Genomic DNA, 23,015 nt, shown 5'->3' with positions numbered 1-23,015 from the left:
GAGAATTCAGCGTTATTTAGCCGGGCCAGGGCCGCTCATTTTGTGTACAATGCCTGGCCAAATTACTGTTGACAGGTTAAATGGCCGCCATGCGCGTTAAAGCATCCGAAATGAAGAAAAAAGCCCCTCCTGCCGTTGAAACTCACAGCTCGATCGACGATGCAGTGACGGCATTCCTGAAAGCTGGTGGCCAGATTCAGGAAATTCCAAAAGGTGTTAGCGGTCAGGTGTTCGCCCCGTCGCGCCACATCACCCTCGGTAAAAAGTAAGTCTTTCGCTATTGCTGCTGTTCCTGGCGCTTTGTTTGTCATTCTTGAATGAAAGCGCTCGAACAGCTGTAGTACCCGCCCCGCTCCCCTCGCTGTCCGTCTGACCCCTTCTCGTTTTTCGCCCCGCTACACCACTGCTCACACATTCGCCCCGCCGCGCAGAACAAGCTTCTGGCCTCACGCACAGAGTTGTTTCAAAATCGTGACAACGCGGTCGCCGCTCTCGCTCTAGTTTCTTAGCTGCTTTGCCGACTGGCTTGGATTCTCTCTGCCTTATCTCAGGAGCTCCTGTGCGCATTTCCAGCCCCTGGCTGCAGCACCCCGCTTATGCATTGCTTGCTCGCGGTTTCCTTCTGCTTGTTGTGCCCCTGCTAGCGCGCTATTGCCTTGGCTGGTCGAACGGTTTCGGCTATTTTTCGGATCTGGCCATCGGCTCACTGCTGATCGTGTTGCTGCACAACCGGCCATTGTGGCTGGCGCTGCCGGTATTGCTGGTGTGGAGCGTCTTTACCCTGAGCACCGCTGAACTGGTGGGCGCCGTCGGCCGCATGCCGGAGGTCAGCGATCTGCAATACCTCACCGACCCACAGTTCGTCGGCCACTCCACCCAAGGCGGCGGCCTTACCTATCCCTTGCTCGGCATTGGTCTGGCGCTAGGCATTTTTGCGAATCTGCTTATCCGTCGGCAAAAGAACGCCCGCCGTCTGCCCTTTTATAGCTACGCCCTGCCCCTCGCTTTCGCGGCGCTGCACGCCGGCGGTCAATACGTGACGCCCAGTGAGGCGGTGCAGTGGAAGCAATTCAACCTGCCGCACAAACTGCTGGCCGAAGGGTTCAACGGTGGCCAGATGCGCCTGGAAGCCTGGCTGGATAACGACGACCCCGAAACCAAGCCCGACATCGCCGGCCTCAGCCAGCTCGATCTCAACGGCACCAAGCTGTTCGCCGGCAAAGGCCAGGCGAAAAACGTGCTGATCGTGACGCTCGAAGGCATCCCCGGCGCGTACCTCGCCACCAATCGCCAGGCGTTGCACAGCAGTTATCAAGAGGATTTGATGCCGCGTCTGAGCCAGTGGGCCGACCGCGCAATGAACACGCCCGACTATGTTCTACACAGCCACCAGACCATTCGCGGCCTGTACGCGATGTTGTGCGGCGACTACAGCAAGCTCGACAGCGGCACGCCCAAAGGCGTGGAACTGCTCAATAGCAGCACCCGTAACCTGCAATGCCTGCCTGCGCAGCTGCGCGACCAAGGCATGCGCACCACCTTTCTGCAAGGCGCCGGCCTGCGCTTTATGGCCAAAGACAAAATCATGCCGCACATGGGCTTCGAGCAAACGCGTGGCCGCAGTTGGTTTAAGAACAAGCCGTACCTGGAATTCCCCTGGGGCATGGACGACAAGGCGTATTTCGAAGGCGCGCTGAAACAGGTGGCCGAGCTTCGCCAGTCGAAAAAACCTTGGATGCTCACGCTGCTCACCGTTGGAACTCACCAGCCCTACTCAGCGCCGCAGGATTACCTGGACCGCCACCCCAGCGCCAAACAAGCCGCCATCGGTTACCTGGACGATGCCGTCGCCGACTTCCTCGCCGCGCTGGAAAAACAGGGCGTGCTCAAGGACACCCTGGTGATCGTTACCTCAGACGAGTCTCACGGCATCGAGGACGTCCGGCTTGCCTCGGCGTGGGGCTTCAATCTTATTCTCGCCCCCGAACAAAGCCAGTTGCCACGGCTGAAACAGGGCGTGTACGGGCACGTCGACCTCACCGCCTCGGTGCTCGATTACTTCGACTTTCAGGTGCCGCCAAACCTCACCGGCCGTTCGCTGTTTCGCGACTACAGCACCGGGCGCGAGATTCTGTCGTACACCAACGGCTTGCTGCGCCAGCACGACGGCAAAGGCACGTTTACCGAGTGCGACTTTCAGCAAATTTGCCGACGCTACGCCAGCGAAGGGTTTATCGCTGACCAGGCCCGCTACCTGGGCCGTGTGGGCGGCAAACAGGCGCGGCTGGTCAGTGAACGGGCGGCCTTGCTGGATCAATCGCTGAGCAACGGCCAGATCGGCCAGCAATACCAGTTCGCCAATAACGAACGAATTCGCCTGAAGGCCGAGGCCAAGGACGACTGGGCCGACAACCTGATCGGCGCCCAATATCTGGAACTGCCGCAAGGCACCCGCACGCGGGTAAACGTCACCATTCGCGCGGTGCGCATGGCCAAGCAAGGCGCCAAGCTGCTGCTCAAAACCAAGGAATTCGATCGCGATGTGGCCGGGCTGATTCCCGAGCTGCCGGCGCTCAAGGCTGGGCAAACGCTAAACCTGAGCTTCGGCTTCGACAACCTCGAAACCCGCAAGGCCTTCTCCTTTCACCTGCTGGGCGAAGGCCAAGGCGCCATCGAAATTACCGACTTCAGTGTGGTGACCGAACCGTTGCTCGCCGCCGACATGCTCGATTTGGAGAAAACCGAGGAAAGCGCCCAGGCCGACAGCAGCGCGCCTGAAGAGGCGCTCGACGAGCCCGTCGACCTGTAACGCGGGTTACTCCACCAAGCCGATGCGCACCAGACTGCCCGTGTCGGCATCGGTCAGCACATACAAGAAGCCGTCCGGCCCCTGGCGCACGTCGCGAATGCGGCCGAGTTTGTCTTTCAGCAAACGCTCTTCGTGCACCACGTCATTGCCTTTCAGCTCCAGGCGAATCAGTGACTGGTCGGCTAGCGCGCCAATAAACAGATTGTGCTGCCAGCCGGCAAAACGCTCGGCGTTGTAAAACGCCATGCCGCTCACGGCCGGCGATTTTTCCCAGACATGCTGGGGCGGCTCGGTGCCCGGCGCGGTTTTGCCCTTGGCCTCGCGAATCGGCAGCAGGGTGTAATCGATGCCATGGGTTGCCAGGGGCCAGCCATAGTTTTTGCCGGGCTGGGGAATATTGATTTCATCGCCGCCGCGCGGGCCGTGCTCGTGCAGCCACAGTGCGTCAGTCCAGGGATTGAGCGCCGCGCCCTGAGCGTTGCGGTGGCCGTAGGACCAAATTTCCCCACGCGCGCCTGGCTTACCTACAAACGGGTTGTCGGCCGGAATGCTGCCGTCCAGGTTCAGGCGCACCACTTTGCCTTGCAGCTTGTCGAGGTCCTGAGCCGCCGTGCGCTGGTAATTTTCGCCAAGGGTTACGAACAAATGACCTTCGCCATCGAACACCAAGCGCGCGCCGTAGTGGTTACCGGTAGACAGCTTCGGCGCTTGGCGAAAAATCACCTCAAAGCCTTCCAGGCTTTTACCGTCGGCAGCCAATTTACCCCGCCCCACGGCGGTGCCGCCCAGGTTGTCGTCGCCCTCTTCGGCGTAGGCCAGGTAAACCCAACGGTCATCCGCGAAGCTGGGTGACAGGGCAACATCCAGCAATCCCCCCTGCCCACGGCTATAAACCTGGGGCACACCGCTAACCTGCGATGAACCGGTGAAATCGGCTGCCACCAAGCGCAACTGTCCAGACCGCTCGGTGATTAGCAACTGGCCATCGGGCAAAAACGCCATGCCCCAGGGATGGCGCAAATCGTTGAGTAGGTATTGCACCTGCACGGTGCCGCGTTCGCTGCTCTGCTGAAAATCTTCTTCGGCTTGCGCTGCACCGCCCAACACCGACAACCCCACCACTGCTAACGCTTTGAACAGCATCGTCCGTTCTCCAGGCTTGAAATCGAGTGGGCAAAAGACTGGCAAAAAAACGCCGGCGCAGCTGTTTGCAATTGCAACGGGAAACTACAGCCGAGGGCCTCCGCAGACCTCAATAGTCCGCATATTTGCGCTCAATCTCCTCGTATTCACCCGTGCGGCGTATGGTGGCCAACCCGTGATTGAAGGCATCGCGTTGGCGCTGCAAACGGAAACCTGCCTTGTAAGCGGTGGGCGGGAATAGCTCGTACCACGTCAGCGGCTGGGTGATGTCCACCTGGCCGAGCACGTCGCGGTTGAAGTAACGAATCACCTTGAGGTCGCCAATAATTACGTCGATACGGCCGCTATAGAGCAACCGATTACGCGTGACCTGCTGCGATTCCTCACGGTAATTGGGATGGTCTTTCATGGCGGCGGCGTACTCGGGGCCGAGCAGAAAGCGCGCCCGCTGAAAGGCACTGACCGAATAACCGCGCAGGTCATTAATGCTGTGCAACTGCACCTTGCGCGAACTCAGCGCCACCGCCGTGTTGTGGTAATAAATGTAGGTATCGGAGTAGTACGCCGCCACGCCGCTCAGTTCATTGGTGGTGGTTATGCAGTCCAGCTCGCCGTGGGCCAGCATCAAATGCAGGCGTTCCATGGGCGCAAAGTAAGGCTGCATTTCATAGCCGGCGCGGCGCAACGCCGCTTCCACCACTTCGTACTCCAAGCCGCGGCGTTCGACCTCGAACACATACGGCGGCTTGTTCAACCCAAAGCCAACACGCAGCGGCTCCGCGTGCGCGGCCACCGCCATAATCACGAGCGACACCAAGGCCCACAGTCGGCAAAACATGCGACCTCCCGGGTTTGTCGGCGTGTTGCTCAAGCATAGCGCGCCCAGCCCGCGCTGCCTGGCATAACGTGGCCTGAACCAATGCCGCCAGGGCGACTCACAGCCCTACTTCGATCTGCCATGGAACCCTATCGATGCGCGCCCTTCCCCTCGCTGGTTTGACCCTGTCGCTGCTCGTCACCGCCCTGCCCGCTAACGCCGCCGACCCGCTGCGCCTGGTGCACCTGCAACGTTGTGGCGATGTGTTGAGCGATGCTCAGCAGTTCTGCCTGAACGCCCAGGGGCTGCAAAACGGCGCTGTGCACGTCATGTTCGGCGGCGAGGCGCTGCCCGAAAGCGTGGTGCAACGCGACGGGCAGCACGTGCAAGTGCAACTGAGCGGCGAACGCTACAAAAGCGCGCCGGTGTGGCTGGAGCAGCAGGGCCAAGCGAGTAATCCGGTGTGGCTGTCGCTGAACCGAAGCCACGTGGTCGCCGCCAAGAAAGACGAAGTGACGAAGAACATGGATGGCCTGACCACGTACATCAACCTAGTCAGCCTGATCATCGAGGAAGACACCGACGGCCTGAGCATGGCCCGGCAACTGGCCAAAAAATACGGTGCAGAAGTGGTCGGCGCCATCCCACCGCTCAATACCTACCAGCTTCGTTTGCCGGCGAAAAACCTGATGGAGCGCGATGCCTTGATTTTGCGTCTCGGCACGGAAGTCAGCGTCGACGCGGTGGTGATCGAGGAGTCCGCGGCCGAAGAAGGCGAAAACGAAAACCTCGACGACGACCTCGCCGCCGGCAAACAAGCGCCTGAAGAAAAACCGAGCGGTGATGAGTGGGCCGCCAACCGTTTTCTAGACGCGGTGAATTACTACCAGCGGCGCATTCCATCCAAGAACAAACCGGTGCCGGTGGCACCCGTCCGCATCGGCATCATCGAACGCAATGTCGACTTCGATACTGCCGACTTTGCGGATTACCTCGGCGCGGCGACTCGTGACGACGGCAAGCCGCACACCCGCGTGTACGCCCGCGACGCCAGCAAGCCCGATGGCCACGGCACCACCGTGACCGGCATTCTCGCTGCGCGCTGGGACAAGGGCGGCAACACCGGCTTTTTGCGCGGGCTTGACGGCGCCGGGCCGGGGTTTGAAGTGATTGTGGAGCGCAACTCCGACGCAGGCATTACCGCCAACATCGCCGCCTCGGTGAACCTGGTGGAAGACGGCGTGCGCGTGCTGAATTGGAGCTGGGGCATTCACCGCGTCGGCGCAAAAAACATCCAAGGCGACGAGGTGGATTCGCTGGTGCGCTCTGGCCTGGCCATGAACGGCTACGAAGAGTTGCTGGAAGAATTCTTCCTCTGGCTGCGCGCCAAACACCCGGATGTGATCGTGGTGAACTCGGCCGGCAACGGCTCGTCCTTTTCTGGCGCTGACGAGTACCGCCTGCCTTCTTCGTTTATTACCGATCAGTTGCTCGTCGTCGGCGGCCACCAGCGCAGCGAGCGCCAGGACGTAGCCGTGGACGATCCGGCCTACGTGGTTAAACGCAGCTCGTCCAACAGCGACATGCGCGTCGACATCACGGCCGCCGCCTGCGCCCATGCCTCCACGGTAGCCGCCGACGCGGCGGGCGACGCCCATTGCGGCACCTCGTATGCCACGCCGATGGTCACCGGCATCGTTGCCGCCGTGCTGTCGATCAACCCGCAGCTGCACCCGGAACAGGTGCGCATGCTGCTGCGTCGTAGCGCCATGACCATCGGCGAGGAGTTCGACTTCGAGCCCGCCGACGCTGAAGACCTGACCGCCCCGATTCTGCCTTCCGAGCGCAACTACGACCTCAACAACAAAGACGTCGGCCGCTCCGCGCGGCTGGATATGCAAAAGGCCCTCGACCTTGCGGTAAAAAGCCGTGATCGCGTGCGCTGAGGCGTCGAGGCTTCAGGGCAGCTAGACTGCCTCGTTCGTTTAACTGCCAGGAGATCGACATGCTCAAAGCTCAATACCAAACCCGCAGCAACGTGCCGCATGAGGTGATCGAAGCCGTTGAACTGCAACTGCCGGCGCCCGCTGCCGGGCAGGTGCGCATCAAGGTGCTGGCCGCGCCGATCAACCCCTCCGACGTGCTCACTCTCACCGGCGAATACGGCATGTTGCCGCCCTTGCCGGCCATTGGCGGCAACGAAGGCGTGGGCAAGGTTGAGGAATTGGGCGCCAATGTGAGCAACCTCAGCGTCGGCCAAACCGTACTGCTGCCGGTTGGCAGCGGCACCTGGGTGACACATTTGAACGCCGAGGCCAGCAAGCTGATTCCGCTGCCAGACGCCGACCCGCAGCAGCTGGCGATGCTCACCGTCAACCCGCCCACTGCCTCGTTGCTGCTGAGCCAGTTTGTAGATTTGCAGCCGGGCGAATGGTTGATTCAGAACGCCGCCAACTCCGGCGTTGGCAGCTACATCATGCAGTTGGCCAAATTGCGCGGTTTTAAAACCGTGAACGTGGTGCGCCGTGACTCAGCCGTCGCCGCCACCCAGCAAGACGGCGGCGACGTGGTACTGGTCGACGGCCCGGACCTGGCCAAGCGCGTTCGCGAAGCCACCGGCAGCGCCACCCTGCGTCTGGCCATCGACGCCGTGGGCGGCGCCGCCACCGACCACCTCGCCGCGTGCCTGGGCGAAGGTGGCGTAGTGGTGAACTACGGAATGATGAGCGGCGAACCGTGCCAGGTGTCGCCGTCGGCCATCGTTTTCCGCGACGTCAGCCTGCGCGGTTTCTGGCTGGCGAAATGGTTCCGCAGCGCCAGTCAGGCTGATCAGGGCAAGGTGTTCGGAGAGTTGGTGCAGTTGATCGCCAGCGGCAAATTGAAAACCCGCATTGCGGCGACATACGACGTGAGTCAGATCAAGGACGCGGTGAAGGCGGCGGCGAGTGGCGAGCGTGAGGGGAAGATTTTGGTGGTGCCGAAGTAGTTGCTTTGGAGTTGTTTTCGAATGCTTGTTCCATCTTGAAACTCTGGATCCCCGCCTTCGCGGGGATGACGGTGTATAGACGGGATACACCGGACTTCTAAACATCACCGTCATTCCCCCGTAGGCGGCGGGCCGACGATTCGGGATCCAGAATCTCAAGGTGGAAAAGCATCGCGGCTAAAGCCGCTCCTACGGAAATTGCGGTGTGCAGCGATTACTCGGCAGCCGGCGCTTCCGGCTTTTTGCGCTTCAACGGCGCCATGCCATCGCCACTCACCAAGGAGCTCTTCGGCTTGTTGGCCGTTTTGCGTTTGCTTGGCGCTTTGGCGACTGCCTTCTTGTCGGTCTTCTTGTCGGTCTTTTTCTTCTTCACGCCGACCGCTTTGCCCGAGGCTTTGACCTTTTTCGGGCCGCCGTAGGTGCCTTTTAATTCCTTGACCACGCGGCGCTCGAAGCTCTGTTTCAGGTAGCGCTCGATGCTGGACATCAGGTTCCAGTCGCCGTGGCAGATCAGCGAAATCGCAAGGCCTTCGTTGCCCGCACGGCCGGTGCGGCCGATGCGGTGAACATATTCGTCGCCACTGCGCGGCATGTCGTAGTTGATGACCAGGTCGAGGCCATCCACGTCCAGGCCACGGGCGGCTACATCGGTGGCGACCAGAATTTTCACGCCGCCCTGCTTCAAGCGGTCGATGGCCAGCTTGCGGTCTTTCTGATCTTTCTCGCCATGCAGCACGAACACCTTGTGCTCCGCTGCAACCAGGCGGCCGTAGAGGCGGTCTGCCGCGACGCGGGTGTTGGTGAAGATGATCGCTTTTTGGTACGTCTCGTTGGCCAGCAACCAGAACACCAGTTGCTCTTTGTGCTGGTTGTGGTCGGCGGTGATGATCTGCTGACGCACGCCGTCGCTCAGCTGGCTGACGGCGTTGAGTTGCAGGTGCTGCGGGTCTTTGAGTACCGAGGCGACCATCTCGCGCAAGCCGTTGCCGCCGCTGGTAGCGGAGAACAGCATGGTTTGGTGCGCGCCTTTGCACTCGCCTGCAAGGCGCTGCACATCTTCGGCAAAGCCCATGTCGAGCATGCGGTCGGCTTCGTCCAGCACCAGCACTTCCACGGCCTTGAGGTCGAGGTTGCCGGCGTTCAGTTGTTCGAGCAGACGGCCCGGCGTGCCGATGAGGATGTCTGGCACTTTGCGCAGCATGGCGGCTTGCACTTTGAAGTCTTCACCGCCGGTGATCAGGCCGGATTTGATAAAGGTGAATTGCGAGAAGCGCTCCACTTCTTTCAGCGTCTGCTGCGCCAACTCGCGGGTTGGCAGCAGGATGAGTGCGCGAATGACCACGCGGGGTTTGGCGTCGCCCATTAGGCGGTTGAGCATTGGCAGCACGAACGCAGCGGTTTTGCCGCTGCCGGTTTGCGCGGTAACCCGCAGGTCTTTCCCTTCCAGCGCCGGCGGAATGGCCGCGACTTGTACCGGGGTGGGCTCGACAAACTTCAGCTCGGCCACGGCTTTAAGCAGGCGTTCATGCAGGGCGAATTGGGAAAACACAGGGGCTACCTCGGCGAAGATCACTAAACAGCCGCATAGGTTACCGGTTGTTGCCCCGGAACGCCCGCAGTCTGTGCAGGCGGTCGACCGCAGGCGCGCCGTTTCGCCCCAGTTAAAGCGGCTGTCGGCCCTGCTTGCGCAGCACGTGAATGCTGTCCCAGGCGGTTAGCACAATGGCCAACCAAATGGGCAGATACGTCCACAACTGCGCCGGGTTGAAGGTCTCACCAAGGAACAACAAGGTCACCGCAAACAGCAACGCCGGCTCCAGGTAACTGAGAATGCCGAACACGCCCAGCGGCAATAGCCGGCTGGAGGCCATCATCGCGGCAAAGGCCAGCGTGCCCAGCAAGCCGATGCCAGGCAGCAGCCACCACATTTGCGGGGCTTGGGTGAACAGGTTGTCCGGGCCGTAGGCAACGATCAACCAAATCGCCACCGGCGCCAGCATGAGCATTTCCAGAATAAAACCGGACAGCGAATCCAGACGCATCCAGCGGCGCAGCATGAAATACGGCGGGTAGCCCAACGCGGTCACCAGCGTCGCCCAGGAAAACGCGCGGGTCAGCCACAACTCATGCAATACGCCCAACAGTGCCAGGCCGACGGCGATGCCCTGCAAGGGGCTCAATCGTTCGCGGTAAAACACGCGCCCCACCAGCACCATCGCCAGCGGCAACAGAAAGTAGCCGAGCGTCACTTCCAGCATCATGCCCTGCAGGGGCGCCCAGAGAAAAAGCCCCCATTGGATGCCGATCAGCGCCGCCGCCACGGGCAAGGCCAGCACCAGCAGCGGCTCGCGGCGCAGACGTTGCAGCGCGCCGAGCAAAAGCCCCCATTGCCGTGACAGGGCCACCAACAACAGCACCATCGGAATGGACCACAGCACGCGCTGGGCGAAAATCTGAATGCCATCGAGCGGCGCCAGCTGGTTCACGTAGCCGGGCATAAAAGCGAACAACACCGATGCCAGCACCGACAACGCCACCCCGCGACCGGACAACCTCATGCCTTTTCCCACCCAAATAAATAGCCGGCGACCATAGCGCGGTTGCCGGATTGTGTCGTGAGGGTAGAAGAGAAAACTCGCCGTCAGCGAGACAGAAGCGCGGTCCAGTTGTGCGTGGGCGACAGCGACAACCGACCGCCCCGCTTTAAAGCTGCGCCAAGCCGACCGGCTGGCGATGCTCAGCCAGATATGGCAACACGGCGGCCAGCAACGGCGCTTTGAAGGCTTCCTGGAAGCGGTGGGCCAGCCCCGGAATCAGCTTCAACTGCGCGCCCTTGATATGCGCCGCCACATGCACGCCATGCATCACCGGCAACAGCGGATCAGCGGTGCCGTGCACCACCAGGGTCGGCACCCGCAGGCGATCCAGCAACGCCACGCGGCTCGGTTCGGCGAGGATGGCGAGAATCTGCCGCTGCACGCCGGCCGGGTTGAATGCGCGGTCGTAGGCCACGGCGGCCTGTTCTTTGAGCAAGGCGCGGTCGTCGTGCACCGTCGGGCTGCCCAGCGCGGCGAGCAAGTCGGCCTGTTGCTCGATGGCGACCTCTCGGTTCGGCGCTTCACGGCGGGCCAACAAGGCCAGCAACGCCGGCTTGGGCTCCGGCAATCCCTGGGCGCCCGAGCTGGTCATGATCAGTGTAAGACTGGCGACCCGATCAGGCGCCATGTCGGCCATGTGCTGGGCAATCATGCCGCCCATGCTCGCGCCCAACACATGGAAACGGGTCACGTGCAGGCTGTTCATCAAGCCGAGTGCGTCTTGCGCCATGTCGGTGAGGTGATACGGCGCGGTAACGGAAAAACCGAGTTTGTAGCGCAGCACTTCATACGTGAGATTGGCCGTTTCCGGCGCGTGGGCCCAGGTCGACAACCCGACGTCGCGGTTGTCATAACGAATCACCCGAAAGCCTTGCTGGCAGAGGGCGACCACCACTTCGTCCGGCCAGTGAATGAGTTGTCCGCCCAGGCCCATGACCAGCAATAACGCCGGATCGGACTCACGGCCGATGCTCTGGTACGCAAGGTTTACCTCGCCCAGATCAGCCCGTTGAGTTGGAACCGTGACATCACACCGTGAAGCCGCAAAAGACGGCAAGGCACACCACAAGGCGGCCCAGAAAAGAAACGCTCGCATAAGAAAAATACCAACACGCAAAACCCCAGTAAGGGCGGATTCTGCTGACATCTGTGCGAGCGCGCTGCCACATAACCGTGACAGTTTGATGAAGGGCGCTGAACGGTAGTGGGTTGGGGTGGGGAACGCAGGTGCAAACCAAAAATCTCCGTCATCCTCGCGAACGCGGGGATCCAGAGTTGTGTGGCGGGCATGCATCGCGGACCCATCCGAAATTCTGGATTCCGAATCGTCGGACCGCCGCCTGCGCGAGGATGACGGTGTTGCATTGGGGAACGCAGGTACAAACCGAAACCTCCGTCATCCTCGCGAATGCGGGGATCCAGAGTTGTGTGGCGGGCATGCATCGCGAACCCATCCGAAATTCTGGATCCCGAATCGTCGGACCGCCGCCTGCGCGAGGATGACGGTGTTGCATTGGGGAACGCAGGTACAAACCCAAACCTCCGTCATCCTCGCGAAGGCGGGGATCCAGAGTTGTGTGGCAAACATACATCGCGGACCCATCCGAAGTTCTGGATCCCCGCGTGCGCGAGGATGACGGTGTTGGGGTGGGGAACGCAGTTAGAACCCAAAACCTCGATCATCCGCCCGCCCGCATCTGCCGCGCCGCCGCCACCATATTCACCAACGCCGCCTCCGTCTCAACCCACCCTCGCGTCTTCAGCCCACAGTCCGGATTCACCCACAGCCGCTCCAGCGGGATACGCCTAGCCGCTTTGCTCAGCAGCCCAACGATTGCCGCCGTGTCCGGCACCTGCGGGGAGTGAATGTCGTACACGCCCGGACCAATGTCATTGGGATAAGCAAACGCTTCGAACGCATCCAACAACTCCATGGCCGAGCGCGAGGTTTCGATGGTGATGACGTCGGCATCCATAGCCGCGATGGCTTCGATCACATCGTTGAATTCGCTGTAGCACATGTGCGTGTGAATCTGCGTGGCATCGCCAACGCCGCTGGCGCACAGGCGAAACGCTTCCACCGCCCAGTCGAGATACGCCGACCACTGGGCTTGGCGCAGCGGCAGCCCTTCGCGGAAGGCGGCTTCGTCGATTTGCACAATCTTGATTCCGGCGCGCTCCAGGTCCACCACTTCATCGCGGATGGCCAATGCCAGTTGTCGCGCCTGTTGCTCGCGAGGGATGTCGTCGCGGGCGAAGGACCACATCAGCATGGTCACAGGACCGGTGAGCATGCCTTTCATCACCTTGTCGGTGAGGCTCTGGGCGTAGGTGATCCAGTCCACGGTCATGGCCTGCGGGCGGCTGAGGTCGCCGACTATCACCGCCGGTTTTACGCAACGCGAGCCGTAGCTCTGCACCCAGCCGAAGCGGGTGAAGGCATAGCCGTCCAACTGCTCGGCAAAGTATTCGACCATGTCGTTGCGCTCCGCCTCGCCGTGCACCAGCACGTCCAGGCCAAGGCGTTCTTGCACTTGCACGGCGTGGCGAATTTCGCAGTGCATGGCGTCGGTGTATTCGCCCACCGACAGCTTGCCGCGCTTGTAGGCCTGACGCGCCAGGCGAATGGCCGAGGTTTGCGGGAACGAGCCAATGGTAGTGGTCGGCAACAGCGGCAAATTCAGGCGCGCCCGCTGCACGTCGATGCGCTGCTCGAAGGGCGATTGGCGTTTGCTGTCGGCCGGCTGGATGGCGGCGATGCGCGCCTGCACCTCAGGTTTATGGATCCGTGTGGAATGAGCCCGACTGGTTTGTACCGCCGCGCTGGCGGCCAGTGCGGCGACCACGTCAGCGTCTTGCGGCGTGTTCAACGCCTTGGCCAGCACGGCAATCTCAGTGCACTTCTGCACGGCAAACGCCAGCCAACTGCGCAGCTCTTCGTCCAGTTGGTCTTCGCGGTTCAGGTCGACCGGGCTGTGCAGTAACGAACACGAACCGGCGACCCACAGGTTGTCGCCGAAACGCGCCTGCGCTTCCTGCAATTGCACCAACGCCTGCTGCAAATCGCAGCGCCAAACGTTGCGGCCGTTGACCACGCCCAGCGACAACACTTTGTACGTGGGCACGCGGTCGAGCACCGCCGCCAGTTGCTCCGGAGCGCGCACAAGGTCCACGTGCAAGCCTTGCACCGGCAGGCTGGCGGCCAGGCCGAGGTTGTCTTGCAAGTCGCCAAAATACGTAGCGACGAGTTTTTGCGTGGGCGAGTACTGCAACAGGTTGTAGGCGCGCTCAAAGGCGTTCTTCCAGGCCTGCGGCAGGTCCAGCGCCAGGATCGGTTCGTCGATTTGCACCCACTGCACGCCCTGCGCCGCCAGGCGTCCAAGAATTTCGCCATACAGCGGCAGCAGGCGGTCGAGCAGGTCGAGTTTGTCGAAGTCGCCATCACGGGCTTTGCCCAGCCAAAGGAACGTGATCGGGCCGAGAATCACCGGCTTCACCTGATGGCCCAGCGCGTGCGCTTCAGCCACTTCTTCAAAGAGCTGTTCCCAGCTGAGGGTGAAGTGTTGGTCGTGACTGAATTCAGGCACCAGGTAGTGGTAGTTGCTATCAAACCACTTGGTCATTTCTTCGGCATGGGCGCCAGCGCAGCAACCTTCACCGTGGCCGCTGCTGCCACGGGCCATGGCGAACAAGGTGTCGAGCGTCGGCAGGCGGCTGCTATGACGGAAGCGTTCGGGCACCACACCGCACAGCAGCGAGTGACTGAGCACCTGGTCGTACCAGGCAAAGTCGCCGACAGGCAGCAACTCGATGCCCGCCTCTTTTTGCAAACGCCAATGGCGGGCGCGCAGGTCACGGCCTACTGCGCGCAGGCCGGTTTCATCGAGATCCCCTTGCCAATACGCCTCAAGCGCTTTTTTCAGTTCACGGTCGCGACCGATGCGGGGAAAGCCCAGGTTGTGTGCCACTGCCATTGCGATGTGCTCCAGGTAATCGATGGCGCACATTGTCGGGAGGGGCAACACATGAAACAAACTCAACATTTTCCAGTTGAACCGTAAATCCATTCACGTTAGTTTCGCTCATGTTCAGCCCGTCAGCCGCTTCGAGAGCCACGCCCATGTTGGAATTGCGCCACCTGAAAACCCTGCACGCGCTGCGTGAAACCGACAGTTTGGTAGACGCCGCCGAGCGCCTGCACCTCACCCAGTCCGCCCTCTCCCACCAGTTCAAGGAACTGGAAGAACGCCTCGGCATGCCGCTGTTCGTGCGCAAAACCAAGCCCGTGCGCTTTACCAGCGCCGGCTTGCGCCTGCTGCAATTGGCCGATTCGCTGCTGCCGCAACTGCGCGCTGCCGAACGCGACATGGCGCGCTTGGTCGGCGGCACGGCAGGCCGGCTGCACATGGCCATCGAATGCCACAGCTGCTTTCAATGGCTAATGCCGACCATCGACCAATTCCGCGACGCCTGGCCCGAGGTCGAGCTGGACCTGGCCTCCGGCTTCTCCTTCGCCCCGCTGCCGGCACTGGCGCGCGGTGACTTGGATTTGGTCGTCACCTCCGACCCTATCGAGCTGTCGGGCATCACCTACGTGCCGCTGTTCACCTACGAAGCCATGCTCGCCGTGGCTAACCAACATGGTCTGGCGAACAAGCCCTACATCGTGCCTGGCGACCTGGCCAAGGAAACATTGATCACCTACCCGGTGGAGCGCGATCGCCTGGACATCTTCACCCGCTTCCTGGAGCCGGCTGATATTGAACCGGCGCAAGTGCGTACCTCGGAACTGACGGTGATGATGATGCAGCTGGTGGCCAGCGGCCGTGGCGTGTGCGGCCTGCCCAACTGGGCGCTGCACGAATACAGCTCGCGCGGTTACGTGACGGCCAAGCGCCTGGGCGATAAAGGCTTGTTCGCCACGTTGTATGCCGGCATTCGCACCGACATGCTCGATGCGCCGTTTATGCGCGATTTCCTGCTGACTGCGAAAGACACATCGTTCTCGACGTTGGAAGGCGTCAGCGCGGCGAAGGAAAAGTAGGCGCCTGCGCCCAACAATGAAACGGGCTGCATGCGCGGAATCGACGCTCGACTCCCCTGCCCGGCCCGTCTACTCTCAGCCCTTGCCGCCACCGCCCCAAGGGACTTCGCATGAGCCTGTCGTTACTCAGCCGTTACGCGTTTTTTGTCGCCTGTCTCGTGTTCACCCTCGCCAGCTTGCCCTTCTACCACCACGAATGGCTGTGGCCGTTCACGCTGTTAACCGGCGTGCTGACGTTGGTCGGCATTGGCGATTTGCTGCAGACGCGCCACGCGGTGCGGCGCAATTACCCGATTCTGGGCAACATCCGCTACCTGGTTGAGGGCATCCGCCCGGAGATCCGCCAATACTTGCTCGAGGCCGACGGCGACAAGCTGCCGTTTTCCCGCGCGCAGCGTTCGTTGGTGTATGCGCGGGCCAAGAACGAGGGGGCCGATAAACCCTTCGGCACGTTGATCGACGTGTACCAGAACGGCTTCGAGTTCATCGGCCACTCCATGCGCCCGGCGGCGCTCGCCGACCCTGACAGTTTCCGCGTGATGGTCGGCGGTCCGGCCTGCAAGCAGCCGTACTCGGCCTCGTTGTTCAACATCTCGGCCATGAGCTTTGGCTCTCTGAGCGCCAACGCCATTCGCGCACTGAACAAAGGCGCCAAGCTCGGCAATTTTATTCACGACACTGGCGAGGGCAGCATCAGCCCGTATCACCGCGAGCACGGCGGCGACCTGACCTGGGAACTGGGCAGCGGCTATTTTGGTTGCCGCACCAGCACGGGGTTATTCGACCCCGAGCGCTTCGCCAAACAGGCGCAAAGCCCGCAAGTGCGGATGATTGAGATCAAGCTGAGCCAAGGCGCCAAACCCGGCCACGGCGGCATTCTGCCCAAGCACAAGGTCACCAAGGAAATCTCCGAAACCCGTGGCGTTCCGATGGGCGAAGACTGCGTATCGCCCTCGCGCCACAGCGCGTTTTCCACCCCCACCGAACTGATGCAATTCGTCGCCCAACTTCGGGAGCTGTCGGGCGGTAAGCCGGTGGGGTTCAAGTTTTGCCTCGGCCATCCATGGGAGTTCATGGGCATTGCCAAGGCCATGCTGGAAACCGGAATTTTGCCGGACTTTATCGTCGTCGACGGCAAGGAAGGCGGCACGGGCGCGGCGCCGGTTGAGTTCACTGATCACATCGGAGTACCGCTGCGTGATGGGCTGCTGTTTGTGCATAACACGCTGGTGGGGTTGAATTTGCGCGAGCACATCAAGCTCGGCGCCAGCGGCAAAATCGTCAGTGCCTTTGATATCGCCAGCGTGTTGGCCATCGGTGCCGACTGGGCCAACTCCGCGCGCGGCTTTATGTTCGCGATCGGCTGCATTCAAAGTCAGAGCTGCCACACCAACAAATGCCCCACCGGCGTCGCCACCCAAGACCCGCTACGCCAACGCGCGCTGGTGGTAGAAGACAAAGCCGAGCGGGTGTTCAGCTTCCATCGCAACACCCTCAAAGCCTTGGCCGAAATGTTGGCGGCCGCCGGCCTGAGCCATCCTTCGCAACTCGATGCACGCCACTTGGTGCGGCGCATTTCCAATACCGAGATCAAGCTGTTTTCCCAGGAACACGTTTTTCTCAAACCCGGCGCGCTGTTGAGCGGCCAGGTGAGCGGCGAGTTCTACGAGCGCATGTGGAAAATGGCCCGCGCTGACAGCTTCGACCCAGCGCCGCCTGAGCCGGACCATCAACCGGTTGCACCGGTAAAATCGGATGCGGTGGAAAGCGTTTAGATCGCCCCGTCCACTCAACGGAAAGTTACACAAACCGTGACTTTCTGTTGAGTGATGGTCGCCTTCTGTGGAGCTGGCGGACTTCCTCGATGCGAAGCCTGCCCCCCAAACCGAGCCAAGCTTCGCTATGTAAATGCACGGGGCCGCCCTGCTATTCTCGCCGCTCACTCGCGCGTTTCGGATCACCTCCATGGCTTTGAATACCTGGCTCGTTTATTTGCTCGCCGTCGTCGGCCTGTCGCTGACGCCGGGACCGAATGCGTTGTTGGCGCTCAGCCATGGGGCGTTGTATGGGCAGCGCAAAACGCTGTTTACCATCGCAGGTGGCATGCTTGGTTTCACGCTGCTGATGGCGCTGTCGATGTTTGGCATCGGCGCGTTGTTACAGGCGTCGGCGCATGCGCTGACGGTGTTGAAGTGGATAGGTGGGGCGTACCTGGTGTGGTTGGGTTTTCAACTATGGCGCGCGCCGCCGATTACGCTGACCGAGGAAACCGGGCCGGACCGAGCCGGCCACACCTTGTTTCGTCAGGGGCTGTTGTCCGCCGTTTCGAATCCGAAGGTGATTCTGTTCTTCGGCGCCTTCTTGCCGCAGTTCCTCGATCCAAGCCGCGCGCTGTGGCTGCAATTTGTGATTCTGGTGCTGACCTTCGTGTTGTTCGAAGCGGTGGTGGAGTTTCTGCTGGCGCGCATGGCGCATCGCATTCGGCCGTGGCTGGAACGCACCGGCAAAGGCTTCAACCGGGCCTGCGGCGGTATGTTCGCCCTGATGGGGGCGGCGTTGCCGACATTGCGTTAAACCATGGCTCGCGCTGCTCCCCCCGACCTTCATCGCCCTGGCGCCGCTTTACGAACGGTGGCGCGCAGCTATCCACGCGGTTTGTTTATCGAGCCCCACGCCCATGATTGGGGTCAGTTGCTGTATGCCATGAGCGGCATCATGTGGGTGGAAACGCCCGGCGAGGCGGTATTGGTTCCGCCGTTGCGCGCGGTGTGGTTGCCGGCCCATGTGCCCCATGCGGTTCGGGTGGTTTCGGAGCTGGAGATGCGCAACATCTACCTGCGCCCGGACCAGCCGCATACCTTGCCCACCACCACGCGAGTGGTCGATGTGAAGCCGCTGCTGCGCGAGCTGATTCTCGGTTTGGTGGAGCAGCAAGGCGCCGAAGACAGCGAGTACTACCAACACCTGAGCGCCCTGGCCGTGCTGGAGTTGCAGCGCGCCCACCATTCGTATTTGCGCGTACCGCTGCCGGATGCCAGCGACCGGCGCTTGCTGACCCTGTGCCAAGCGGTAATCGCCTCGCCCTCGCTGGCGTTTTCGTTCGAGCAGCACGCGGCAGCCGCCGGTGCCAGCGTGCGCACACTGGCGCGGCTGTTCCAAGACAGCGTGGGCATGGGCTTCGCCCACTGGCGCCGGCAAGTGCAGTTGGCAACGGCAGTCGCCGCGTTGATTGAAGGTGCGCCGGTTAGTCGTATTGCCGCCGACCTCGGCTATCGGCCCAGCAGCTTCAGCGACATGTTCCGGCGCGAACTCGGCATGGCGCCTTCCGAGTACGTGGCGAAGCAATAGCCGCACAGGTTGGCCGATATACAGAAGCGTTTGACCTGAGCACCGTTTTCCCGTCAGTAGACTGAGCCCCATTCCCACCTCACTTCCGGGAAAGGAGGCTCCCATGAACTACCTTATTTCTCTCGCCGCCGGGCTGCTGGTCGGCGTCATCTACAACGTATTGGACGTGCGCTCTCCCGCGCCGCCGGCCATCGCCCTGGTCGGTTTGCTGGGCATGTTGGCCGGCGAGCAACTGATTCCGGTCGGCCGCCAATTGATTGCCCACTGGTTGTCCTGATTCTTCTTTCAATCTGCCTCGCAAAAGGAGCGCATATGCACGCGTTGCAATTTACCCTCACGGGCGATCTGAACTCTCTCCAGCACGTTGAAGTGCCAACGCCTGCCGTCGCAGAGGGCGAGGTACTGGTGGAAATTCGCGCAGCGGGTTTGAACCCCAGCGACATCAAGAATGTGCTCGGCCGTTTTCCGTACACCACCGTGCCGCGAATTCCGGGGCGCGATTTTGCCGGCGTGGTCGTTGAAGGGCCAAGTCACTTGCTCGGTCAGGCGGTGTGGGGCACGGGCAAGGGCCTGGGTTTTACCCGTGATGGCAGCCATGCCAGCCATATCGCCCTGCCGGCTGCTGCCGTTGCGCTGAAACCTCAGGCGTTGAGTTTTGCCCAGGCGGCCAGTTGCGGCGTGCCGTTCACGACCGCTTGGGATGCGCTGGAGCGCAGCGGGGTAAAAGCCGGCACCACGTTGTTGGTGATAGGCGCCAACGGTGCCGTCGGCGATGCGGCGGTGAACCTGGCCAAGGCCAGAGGCGCCCAGGTACTCGCAGCGGTGCGCCGGCCGGAAGCGGTGGAAAACCTCAATCAGCGCGGCATTGCTGCCTTGCTTTTGGGCGATCCGGCAGCGTTGCCGGCTCAGGTTGAAGCCCACTTTCCGGGCGGTGCCGAGGTGATCTTCGACACCACCGGCTTCTGGCTTCCCGCCGCCGTGCCAGCCTTGGCCACCTTCGGGCGCATCGCCATTATCGCGGCGCCGGTAGACGGCAACGTGCAATTCCCGGCGCTGGCGCTGTATCGGCGCGGCGGCGTACTGGTGGGCGTCAATTCGTTGCTGTACAGCCCGCAAGAATGCGCAGCGATGCTCGACGGCTTTGGCAGTTTGTTCGATCAGGGCTTGTTGCCGCTGCCCGAGCAACTGCGCGAAGTGCCATTGAGCGAAGGCGTGGCGAGTTATCACGCGGTGAATGGCGGCAGCGGCGATAAATTCATTCTGCTGCCCTGATCGCGGCGACACGGGCGCGGGCTTTGTGGTTAGATTTGACCGCCCTCGCCCGCTTCCGGCCTGCTTTTGACCACGTCCGGGCGACTGACTCAACCCGGTATCGCCATGCGTTTTCTGCCTTTTGCCCTTTTGTTGCTTTGCGCCTGCAGCGCAGCAGAAGAGCGCCCGCTGCGTTTTTCGGTGATCGAAAGCTGGGCCATGCCGCTGATCAACGTAGAAAACGGCGAAGCCACCGGCGGCATCATTTATGACTTGCAGACGCGCCTGGCCGAAAAGGTGGGCCGGCGCGCTGAAATGCTCGTGCTGCCACGCAAGCGCGTGCAGGCCATGCTGGTTCGCGGCGAAATTGATGTGCGCTGCTATGTGAACCCGACTTGGATGACCGAGTCCCACCATCAGTACATTTGGAGCGTGCCGTTTATGAAACAGCGCGACATGCTGGTGGCCCGCAACACGCAGGACATGACGCTCGAACAGTTGCACGGCCAGATGGTCGGCACCGTGCTGGGCTATGTGTACCCGCAACTGCAGGGCAAATTCGACAGCCGCGACTTGCAGCGCGACGACGCCCGCACCCAGGAATTGGCCCTGCTCAAGCTTGATGCCGGCCGTAACGACTACGCGGTGAGCAGCGAACTGACGCTGAACTGGTTCAACCGCACCCAGGCGCCGCAGCACAAGTTGCAGGCGCTGCAAGAGCTCTCGTCAGACCTGGCCTCGTGCATCGTTCGCGACGAGCCGGACGTGCCCACCATGGCCTTGCTGCGCGCGCTGGTGCAAATGAGCAACGACGGCGAATTCGAAAAGATATTGGCCAGTTACCGCTAAACCTTCCCGCAAGAATTTGTTCTCACCTGCCCCACCGGTGAATCCGTTCACCCGTTCAAGTTATCCGATTCGAGGCTGTATCCATGTCTGATGTGTTGCCCGCTGCGGCGCCCACTGCACCGATTGCCAAGCAGTTGTCGGCCCGCGCGATTTTGTTGATTGAACTGGCGCTGTCGCTGGGCGGTTTCGCCATTGGCACCGGTGAGTTTTCGATCATGGGCTTGATGCCAGACGTGGCCGCCGACTTGGGCATTACCGAGCCGCAGGTGGGCCATGTGATCAGCACCTACGCGCTTGGCGTTGTGGTCGGCGCACCGCTGTTGGCGATATTGGGTTCGCGTCTGCCGCGCCGTAATTTGCTCTTGCTGCTGATGGCGATTTTCGCCGTCGGCAACTTCGCCACCGCGCTGGCACCGGATTACCACTCGATGATGGCGTTCCGCTTCTTCGCCGGCCTACCCCATGGTGCCTATTTTGGCGTGGCAATGCTGGTGGCGGCGTCCATGGCGCCGCCGCACAAACGGGCCAAGGCCGTGAGCCGGGTAATGCTGGGCCTTACGGTGGCGATTCTAGTGGGCAACCCGCTGGCCACCTGGCTCGGTCAGTTGGCCAGTTGGCGTTATGCCTTTGCTCTGGTCGGCGTTATCGCCCTCAGCACGGTGGCGATGGTTGCGTGGTTTTTACCGCTGGATAAAAACGAACCACGCAGCTACCCGATGCGCGAGCTACGCGCGTTTAACCGTGCGCAAGTGTGGTTGGCGCTGGCCATCAGCTCGGTCGGTTTTGCCGGTATGTTTTGCGTGTTCAGCTACATGGCGCCCACGTTATTGCAAGTGACCCACCTGTCAGCAGCCTGGATTCCCTTCGCCCTTGCCGCATTCGGGCTGGGCAGCATTGTCGGCAATATGGTCGGCGGCTGGCTGTTCGACAAACTGCAATTCAAAGCCGTGGCGTGGCTGTTGGTGTGGAGTGCGCTGGTACTGGCGATATTCCCACTGGCGGCGCTGTCGCCCTGGAGCGTGTTGCCAGCGGTGTTCGCCGTCGGCTCCATGGTGTCGCTCGGCGCGCCATTACAAACGCATTTGATGGATGTGGCCCAAGACGCGCAAACCCTCGCCGCCGCCTCCAACCACGCTGCCTTCAACGTGGCCAACGCGCTCGGCCCTTGGCTCGGCGGCATGGCGATCAGCGCCGGTTTCGGCTGGACGTCCACCGGCTACATCGGCGCGGCCACAGCGCTCGCCGGTCTGATGGTGTTTTTCGTGGCCTGGCGCTTTGAGCCCAAAGCAGCAACGCGCTGATTACTCGGCGCCACCCAGCGGTTTTACCAACGGCGTCTTGCCGTCGGACAGCAACCACGCCACCAGCACAGCCGGCTCGCTCTGGCTGGCGTTGCGTGTCACGCGATGCTCCTGCCCTGGCGCCTCGTACCACGCATCGCCGGCTTTGTAGGTGTGCAGCGGGCCGTCGTCCAACGACGATTCAACCGCGCCGCTGACCACCACCACAAACACCGGTCCGGGGTGCCGGTGCGGCTTGGACGTGGCGCCCGGGGCGAATTCCACACGCAGTGCGGTGGCATCGGAGCTGGCAACCGCAGGCAAATTGGCGTGGGCGACGGGCGCTACCGTTTCGTCGCCAGCACCGCCGCCGTGGGCATGTGCCAGTGAAGTGAACAGCGTTAACAGCAATGCCGAGGTGCGCAAGAGCGTGCCCATGGTCACAACCCCGGCTGCATGGCGAAGCCCACACCGAAACGGTTCCAGGCGTTGATGGTGGCAATGGCGAAGGTCAGGTCGGCGAGTTCGCGTTCGTTGAATTGCTTCGCCACTTCGCTGTAAACCGCGTCTGGGGCACCGCGCTCTGCCAGCAAGGTCAGGGTTTCAGTCCACAGCAACGCGGCCCGCTCGCGCTCACTGAAAAACGGCGTTTCGTGCCAAGCCGACAGGGCAAAGATGCGCCGCGGGGTTTCGCCCAGTTTGATCGCGTCGGCGCTGTGCATATCGATGCAGTAGGCGCAGCCGTTGAGCTGTGAGGCGCGAATTTTCACCAGCTCGTGCAGCGATTTTTCCAGCGACGATTCGCCCATCGCTTTTTCCAGCCCCAGCAATGCCTTGAAGGCGTGGGGAGCGACCTGAGCGTAGTTAACGCGCGAATTGTTCATGTCCGTT

General features: G+C 61.7%; 20 protein-coding genes. 12 read left to right on the top strand and 8 right to left on the bottom strand.

Annotated elements, in window-relative coordinates:
* The first annotated feature begins 80 nt into the window (after positions 1-80).
* Together ACZZZU_RS20725 and ACZZZU_RS20720 are read left to right on the top strand one after the other, a co-directional pair.
* Entirely contained in the window at positions 81-269 is a 189-nt protein-coding gene (locus tag ACZZZU_RS20725; RefSeq protein ID WP_205898675.1) for a hypothetical protein, read from the top strand.
* 290 nt (positions 270-559) lie between these two features.
* Positions 560-2,809 carry an LTA synthase family protein gene (locus ACZZZU_RS20720; RefSeq protein WP_463551688.1) on the top strand — a complete coding sequence of 750 codons (2,250 nt, stop codon included), beginning with the start codon at positions 560-562 and terminating at the stop codon, positions 2,807-2,809.
* Between the two features lie 6 nt (positions 2,810-2,815).
* Here ACZZZU_RS20720 and ACZZZU_RS20715 read toward each other — a convergent pair whose 3' ends face one another.
* A complete protein-coding gene (locus ACZZZU_RS20715; RefSeq protein WP_463381989.1) occupies positions 2,816-3,952 on the bottom strand; it encodes a PQQ-dependent sugar dehydrogenase in 1,137 nt (378 codons plus the stop codon).
* A 109-nt stretch (positions 3,953-4,061) separates the two neighbouring features.
* On the bottom strand, positions 4,062-4,790 hold the full coding sequence (locus ACZZZU_RS20710) for a substrate-binding periplasmic protein (RefSeq protein WP_463381988.1): 729 nt from the start codon (positions 4,788-4,790) through the stop codon (positions 4,062-4,064).
* 134 nt (positions 4,791-4,924) lie between these two features.
* On the opposite strand from ACZZZU_RS20710, the gene ACZZZU_RS20705 reads away from it, so the two are divergent.
* The gene (locus ACZZZU_RS20705) at positions 4,925-6,715 is read left to right on the top strand and encodes a S8/S53 family peptidase (protein WP_463551687.1); all 1,791 of its coding nucleotides are present in this window, start codon (positions 4,925-4,927) and stop codon (positions 6,713-6,715) included.
* A gap of 59 nt (positions 6,716-6,774) precedes the next feature.
* On the top strand, positions 6,775-7,755 hold the full coding sequence (locus tag ACZZZU_RS20700; protein ID WP_463551686.1) for a zinc-dependent alcohol dehydrogenase family protein: 981 nt from the start codon (positions 6,775-6,777) through the stop codon (positions 7,753-7,755).
* A 214-nt stretch (positions 7,756-7,969) separates the two neighbouring features.
* On the opposite strand, the gene ACZZZU_RS20695 is transcribed toward ACZZZU_RS20700, so the two are convergent.
* The 4 genes from ACZZZU_RS20695 to metE form a co-directional block, all read right to left on the bottom strand.
* Positions 7,970-9,304 carry a DEAD/DEAH box helicase gene (locus tag ACZZZU_RS20695; protein ID WP_162998689.1) on the bottom strand — a complete coding sequence of 445 codons (1,335 nt, stop codon included), beginning with the start codon at positions 9,302-9,304 and terminating at the stop codon, positions 7,970-7,972.
* 112 nt (positions 9,305-9,416) lie between these two features.
* On the bottom strand, positions 9,417-10,313 hold the full coding sequence (gene rarD / locus ACZZZU_RS20690) for an EamA family transporter RarD (protein ID WP_463551685.1): 897 nt from the start codon (positions 10,311-10,313) through the stop codon (positions 9,417-9,419).
* A 145-nt stretch (positions 10,314-10,458) separates the two neighbouring features.
* Positions 10,459-11,448, bottom strand: a complete 990-nt coding sequence (locus ACZZZU_RS20685) for an alpha/beta fold hydrolase (protein WP_122492623.1) — start codon at positions 11,446-11,448, stop codon at positions 10,459-10,461.
* 583 nt (positions 11,449-12,031) lie between these two features.
* Positions 12,032-14,326 (bottom strand): 5-methyltetrahydropteroyltriglutamate--homocysteine S-methyltransferase, encoded by a 2,295-nt coding sequence (metE, locus tag ACZZZU_RS20680; RefSeq protein ID WP_463551684.1) that lies wholly within the window; start codon positions 14,324-14,326, stop codon positions 12,032-12,034.
* A gap of 146 nt (positions 14,327-14,472) precedes the next feature.
* Here metE and metR point away from each other — a divergent pair, with 146 nt between their 5' ends.
* From metR to ACZZZU_RS20640, 8 genes are all read left to right on the top strand, one after another.
* Positions 14,473-15,396, top strand: a complete 924-nt coding sequence (gene metR, locus ACZZZU_RS20675; RefSeq protein WP_122492624.1) for a transcriptional regulator MetR — start codon at positions 14,473-14,475, stop codon at positions 15,394-15,396.
* Between the two features lie 110 nt (positions 15,397-15,506).
* Positions 15,507-17,171, top strand: coding sequence for an FMN-binding glutamate synthase family protein (locus tag ACZZZU_RS20670; protein WP_463551683.1), 1,665 nt, complete (start codon positions 15,507-15,509; stop codon positions 17,169-17,171).
* Positions 17,172-17,361: 190 nt separating this feature from the next.
* Positions 17,362-17,970: a LysE family translocator gene (locus ACZZZU_RS20665; protein ID WP_463551682.1), complete on the top strand. Its 609-nt coding sequence runs from the start codon at positions 17,362-17,364 to the stop codon at positions 17,968-17,970.
* 3 nt (positions 17,971-17,973) lie between these two features.
* Complete coding sequence (locus tag ACZZZU_RS20660; RefSeq protein WP_463551681.1) at positions 17,974-18,744, top strand: AraC family transcriptional regulator; 771 nt, start codon at positions 17,974-17,976, stop codon at positions 18,742-18,744.
* A gap of 103 nt (positions 18,745-18,847) precedes the next feature.
* Positions 18,848-19,021 carry a DUF1427 family protein gene (locus tag ACZZZU_RS20655; RefSeq protein WP_122451872.1) on the top strand — a complete coding sequence of 58 codons (174 nt, stop codon included), beginning with the start codon at positions 18,848-18,850 and terminating at the stop codon, positions 19,019-19,021.
* A gap of 35 nt (positions 19,022-19,056) precedes the next feature.
* Positions 19,057-20,016, top strand: a complete 960-nt coding sequence (locus ACZZZU_RS20650) for a quinone oxidoreductase family protein (RefSeq protein WP_122492630.1) — start codon at positions 19,057-19,059, stop codon at positions 20,014-20,016.
* 105 nt (positions 20,017-20,121) lie between these two features.
* Complete coding sequence (locus tag ACZZZU_RS20645; RefSeq protein WP_463551680.1) at positions 20,122-20,844, top strand: substrate-binding periplasmic protein; 723 nt, start codon at positions 20,122-20,124, stop codon at positions 20,842-20,844.
* Between the two features lie 83 nt (positions 20,845-20,927).
* A complete protein-coding gene (locus ACZZZU_RS20640) occupies positions 20,928-22,145 on the top strand; it encodes an MFS transporter (protein WP_122492632.1) in 1,218 nt (405 codons plus the stop codon).
* Here the strand turns inward: ACZZZU_RS20640 and ACZZZU_RS20635 are convergent, their stop codons facing one another.
* Both ACZZZU_RS20635 and ACZZZU_RS20630 read right to left on the bottom strand, forming a co-directional pair.
* Entirely contained in the window at positions 22,146-22,562 is a 417-nt protein-coding gene (locus ACZZZU_RS20635) for a cupin domain-containing protein (protein ID WP_463541410.1), read from the bottom strand. It abuts the gene before it with no gap.
* A gap of 2 nt (positions 22,563-22,564) precedes the next feature.
* The gene (locus ACZZZU_RS20630) at positions 22,565-23,008 is read right to left on the bottom strand and encodes a carboxymuconolactone decarboxylase family protein (RefSeq protein WP_122492634.1); all 444 of its coding nucleotides are present in this window, start codon (positions 23,006-23,008) and stop codon (positions 22,565-22,567) included.
* Positions 23,009-23,015: the final 7 nt, after the last annotated feature.

The organism is Pseudomonas sp. AC136 (assembly GCF_979258585.1).
This window is presented reverse-complemented; position numbering and strand designations above follow the sequence as displayed.